The sequence below is a fragment of the Actinoalloteichus spitiensis RMV-1378 genome (assembly GCF_000239155.1).
Classification (GTDB): domain Bacteria; phylum Actinomycetota; class Actinomycetes; order Mycobacteriales; family Pseudonocardiaceae; genus Actinoalloteichus_B; species Actinoalloteichus_B spitiensis.
Map to the genome: position 1 here is coordinate 1 of NZ_AGVX02000490.1, position 3086 is coordinate 3086.

Below are 3086 nucleotides of genomic sequence, written 5' to 3' on the forward strand. Positions count from 1 at the left end.
GGGGGTGGGCGCGGTACGCGCCCACCCCCACCGACCTCACCGTCGTGATCAGCGCCGCACCGGCGGCACTCCGTCCTCGCCGGGTGTCAGGCCGAGCATGTCCAGCAGCAACCGGCAGTCCTCCGCCCCGGTCGCGCCGGCCGCCACCGCCACTCGCGCCCGGTGCACCTGTTCCTCGGAGACCCGAGGCAGTTCGCCGTTCCGCGGCGCCGGCACCTGCGGCGTCGACGACAACGGCTCATCGCTCTGCCACAGGAACTTCCGCATGTCCAGTGAGCCGGCCATGACACCTCCCCGATCTGGTTTCGGCGCAGAGTATCTGCCCGCCGACCCCATCAGCAGCCCCCCGCAGGGGTGATTCGATTACTACCGTGTGTAGTGTGCTAAAGCACCTCTGTCTTCGCCGTAGAGTGCCGCGCTGACGCCGGTTCAAACCACTCGTTCGGGGATGAACGGCTCCGCTCCCGAAGACGCACACCCCAGCTGGGCGTGACTTTCCCTGCCATACCCGGTGCGTGCTCCGGTAACACCCGCCGCGGCCCGGTGCGCCGACACCCGGCACCCGCCGTCCGCGACGATCACCGTGAGTGACGAAGTGTCGGCGACCGTCCCGCCAGCCGCCTCCGGCTCGGAGCGGCGGCAGCCCGCGCACGCCGACAAGGGGGCCGCTCCCCCGGCCCGGCCGTGATCCTGACCGCACCCGGTGCGGCGAGGATCGGGGCGAGTACTCCGCTCGGACCTCTCCGCACGACCGTTGAGCGGCGGTGCGCCACCACCCAACGGCGGGCAGCGGTCGCCTCACCGAAAGATCACGAAGGAAAGTTGACGAAGCCGATGCGTTATCACGGCCCGACGTGCGACAATTTCCCCGCTGGCAAACCCCCAGCCAGCACTGTGGAGATTCCCCTCCAGCCCCCGCGTTCCTCCCCCTGGCGCGGGGGCCTCCGCATTCCTGGGCCTCGCGACCCCAGCGGACGAGCGCGGTGAGTCCACTGGGGACACTCGGCCTCCTGCCACCCCTTGGGTGGCCGCAACCAAGTCGTTATCGTTGGTGGGTGGCTTTCGGACGAGCGAAACCTTCAGGACGGCGGCGCCCCGCGGTGAAGCAGGGCGAGGAGGCGCGGCCGGACAACGAACTCGACTCCTACCTGGCCGCGCTGGCGCCGGAGAGCGAGGAGGAAACGACGGCGACCGGGCTCCGGTTCGGCAAGGCCCAGGTGCTCCAGCTCCGGTTGCCACCGGAGGCCAGCGAGCAGCTGCGCCAGCTCGCCGAGGAGCTGGACACCGCTCCGGCGGCCCTCGTGCAGGAGTGGATCGAGCAGCGGTTGGCCTGGGAGGTCCGCCAGCGTCAGCGGCAGTGGACCGAACCGGAAACCCAGTTGAGCGGCCAGATCTGACCCGGGGCTCCACCGGGGGCGCCCGGCCCGGACCCCGTCAGGGACCCCGGGTCGGGCGCCCTCGTCGTCAGCCGGCGCCCACCAGCTCCGGCGGAACGGGACGGTCCTCGGCGAGGGCGCCGAACAGCTGTTGGCTCGCGGCCTGGTCCCAGAGCACCACCGCCATGCCCCGCCGGCGCTCCATCGAGCCGATGGGCACCGTCGTGCTCACCCCCTCGCCGGAGGAGAAGCTCCTCATCGCCAGGGCGAGCCCGCCCAGGTGCCAGAGGTGGTCCCCCTCGGACACGGTCAGCATGTCGGCGCCGTTGGAGGCGAGGGGGAAGACCCGGAACGGGTTGGCCAGCACGCTCGGGCTGGTCGCCCGGTCCATCAACGCGGAGAAGAACTCCTGCTGGCGCTCGACCCGGTCGAGGTCAGCCCGCGCGCTCGCTCGGGTCCGCACGTAGCCCAGCGCCTGCGCGCCGTCCAGTTCCTGGCACCCGGCCTCGATGTCCAGTCCCGCCAACGGGTCCCGCATCGGCTCCTCGGGGCACATCTCGACACCGCCGACCGCATCGACGATCCCGGCGAACCCGGCGAACCCCACCTCCGCGTAGTGGTCGATCCGCAGGCCGGTGACGCCTTCGACGGTCCGGACGAGCAGTTGGGGGCCGCCGAAGGCGAAGGCGGCGTTGATCCGGTTGTCCTCGTACCCCTCGATCGGCACGTAGGAGTCACGGGGCAGCGAGACCATCGTGGGCGGCGTGTCGTTGTCTGGGACGTGGACCAGCATGATGGTGTCGGTCCGCCGTCCCGCCGCGTCACCGGCCGCGAGGGACGAACGCTGGTCCTCGTCCAGGCCCTCCCTGCTGTCGGACCCCACGATCAACCAGTTGGTGCCCGCCGTGGCGGCGGGCCGCCCGGGGTAGTCGACGAGGATCTCCTCCCGGTTCATCCTGGTGTCCAGCCAGAAGACCAGGGCGCCGAGAGCGACCACGACGACCAGCAGGAAGACCAGCAGTCGCCGGCCCCAGCGCGGCCGCCGACGCGCCCGCCCCCCGGGTGGCGGGTGAGCGGTACTGGTGGCCCGAGGCCGGTCCGCATCACCGGGGCGGGGCCGTCCGCCGGCCGGGCGCGGCGGAGGACGCCGCCCGTGCGGGGGTTGCGGCATCGTCGCCGTCCGGTCCGGCGGCTGCTGCCGCGAAGGCCGTCTCGGGGGCTGCCGCGGACCGTCCCACCTACCACTCATACGCCTCGTACCCGCCACGTCTCGGAATTCGGGCCGCTCGGCCCCCACGGAGAGTAGACGCGTCTTGACGCCGGAGGGTTGCGCAGCCGCCGGCAACGCCAGCCGGCAACCCGGCGGAGGTGACGGCCCACACCACGGGGCGCGCGTTCCGGCCCAGCGCAGGGTGCTCCCCCGCCCCACGGTGACCTGGCACCTCGCGCCACCCGACGTGGCAGGGAACACACGACCGGGCACGCCCGTCTCGGCCCTGGGGAGTCCCGGGCCGATCAGCCGCGTTCCTCCGCGCACCGCGCGGAGAACAGCTCGGCGGGCCACCTCAGGACGGCACGACGGCTCCCGCCCCGCCGGCGCAGTTCCCGGAACACCGCCTTCGGGCGGGCCCTGCCCCCGTGGGTCCCGCCGCCCCCCGCACGCCTCCTCGGAGGCCCCGTCCACGGCCAGTCCCCGGCGTGGGAAGCGCC

The 3086-nt window shown here is 72.8% G+C and carries 4 protein-coding genes; 1 reads left to right on the top strand and 3 read right to left on the bottom strand.

The features are described from left to right. Positions 1-48 precede the first annotated feature (48 nt). Positions 49-285: a hypothetical protein gene (locus ACTIDRAF_RS0220010; RefSeq protein ID WP_016700499.1), complete on the bottom strand. Its 237-nt coding sequence runs from the start codon at positions 283-285 to the stop codon at positions 49-51. Between the two features lie 770 nt (positions 286-1055). On the opposite strand from ACTIDRAF_RS0220010, the gene ACTIDRAF_RS30035 reads away from it, so the two are divergent. Further along, positions 1056-1397 carry a hypothetical protein gene (locus ACTIDRAF_RS30035; protein WP_157163164.1) on the top strand — a complete coding sequence of 114 codons (342 nt, stop codon included), beginning with the start codon at positions 1056-1058 and terminating at the stop codon, positions 1395-1397. A gap of 67 nt (positions 1398-1464) precedes the next feature. Here the strand turns inward: ACTIDRAF_RS30035 and ACTIDRAF_RS0220020 are convergent, their stop codons facing one another. Together ACTIDRAF_RS0220020 and ACTIDRAF_RS34560 are read right to left on the bottom strand one after the other, a co-directional pair. After that, positions 1465-2373: an LCP family glycopolymer transferase gene (locus ACTIDRAF_RS0220020; protein ID WP_016700501.1), complete on the bottom strand. Its 909-nt coding sequence runs from the start codon at positions 2371-2373 to the stop codon at positions 1465-1467. Between the two features lie 518 nt (positions 2374-2891). Next, a partial coding sequence (locus ACTIDRAF_RS34560; RefSeq protein WP_211215389.1) for a hypothetical protein occupies positions 2892-3086 on the bottom strand: 195 nt, incomplete at its 5' end.

Bases quoted from the DNA above. Each gene is read 5' to 3' on its own strand.
- ACTIDRAF_RS0220010 (WP_016700499.1), bottom strand. From the start codon at position 285: ATGGCCGGCTCACTGGACATGCGGAAGTTCCTGTGGCAGAGCGATGAG.